Source organism: Campylobacter sp. RM12654, from assembly GCF_020137585.1.
In the GTDB taxonomy this organism is placed as follows: Bacteria; Campylobacterota; Campylobacteria; order Campylobacterales; family Campylobacteraceae; genus Campylobacter_E.
Genome location: NZ_JACGAR010000058.1, coordinates 1 through 1,430 on the forward strand (window position 1 = coordinate 1; position 1,430 = coordinate 1,430).

Genomic DNA, 1,430 nt, shown 5'->3' on the forward strand with positions numbered 1-1,430 from the left:
ATCAATGCCAACCTTTGATGAGTTCTGGGCTAAAGGCTATGTAGAATTTAAAGCTCCTGAAGAAGCTAAGAATTTCGTAAAAATGAAAGATTTTAGAGATGACCCAATTACTAATAGATTAGGAACTCCAAGTGGTAAGATAGAGATATTTTCTAAAAAGATTGATAAGTTTGGCTATGATGATTGCAAAGGCTTAGTTCAATTTTATGAACCAGCTGAATATTTAGGCAATGCTAAAAAATATAAATTAAATCTAATCACTCCACATCCAAAGTATAGATTACATTCACAACTTAATAATACTTTTTTAAGAGATTTTGAAGAAGTAGAAGGAAAAGAAAGCTTATGGATGAATCCAATTGATGCAAAAGCTCGTGGTATTAAAAATGGAGATATAGTTCGTATATTTAATGATAGAGGGGAAATACTAGGTGGTGTTTTAGTAACTGAATATGTTAAACCTGGTGTAATTAGAATGCAAGAAGGCTCTTGGTATAATCCTAATAAGAAAGGCTTATGCTTACACGGAGATGTGAATGTGCTTATAGCTGATATTCCAAGTAGCAAACTTGCTTGTGGTAATCAAGCAACTGCTTTAGTAGAAATAGAAAAATATACTAAAGAAATTCCAGCACTTGATTTATTTAGACAACCAAAGTTTAAAGCATAAATTAAATAAAGCCTAAAAGTATATTTTAGGCTTTAAAAATACTTATTAAGATAAGTAATAAAAACAAATAATAATAAGTATAAAAACATTTATAAGGATAATAAAAAATGAAAAAACTAATATTATTAAGTTTAATTACAAGCTCATTATTAGCTAATAATTATGCTTTAGAAAACACTCCTTTAAGTATTAATAATAAAACAATAGGAACAATTATTATAGGAACTAAGTTTGATATAGTTAAAAATGATAATAATAAAAGTGAGATAAAACTTACAGGCTATCGTCCTAAAGGCGGAAAAGCTATTTATGATACTTTAGGTGTCTTATCAAATAGTGTAAATCTTGATGATGCTAATGCTGTTAAAGTAATAGGAACTAAAGTAGATGATTATGATAATACTTGGGAAGTAGTAGAGATAGTAGCTAGTGTTGATAATACTAAGATTACAAATAAAGATATTATAGAAGATGGTAAGGCATTATTTGAAGAAAGATGTGGTATATGCCATGCTTTACATGCTTATGATGAGTTTAGTAAAAATGTATGGCCAAGCACAATTAAATCTATGCAAGATAATGCAAGTTTAGATGAGAATGAATACTATCAAGTAGTAAAATACTTACAAAGAGTAGCTCCTGGTGATGATGAGTGAGTATGCTTTAAAAGTGTAAGTAAATACTAAAAAAGATTAAGGAATTTAAAAGTTTGTTTTTAAATTCCTTTTGAGTGTTTTTTTAAATATCTTAGTGGTTTATT

General features: G+C 28.0%; 2 protein-coding genes. Both read left to right on the forward strand.

Annotated features, from left to right (window positions below; translation table 11 throughout):
* A partial coding sequence (locus AVBRAN12654_RS09280; RefSeq protein WP_336614372.1) for a molybdopterin dinucleotide binding domain-containing protein occupies window positions 1–670 on the forward strand: 670 nt, incomplete at its 5' end.
* A 107-nt stretch (window positions 671–777) separates the two neighbouring features.
* Window positions 778–1,326: a hypothetical protein gene (locus AVBRAN12654_RS09285; RefSeq protein WP_239803609.1), complete on the forward strand. Its 549-nt coding sequence runs from the start codon at window positions 778–780 to the stop codon at window positions 1,324–1,326.
* Window positions 1,327–1,430 lie beyond the last annotated feature (104 nt).

What these genes read in the sequence shown, in the direction of transcription:
- AVBRAN12654_RS09285 (WP_239803609.1), top strand. Translation starts at nt 778, where the DNA reads ATGAAAAAACTAATATTATTAAGTTTAATTACAAGCTCATTATTAGCT.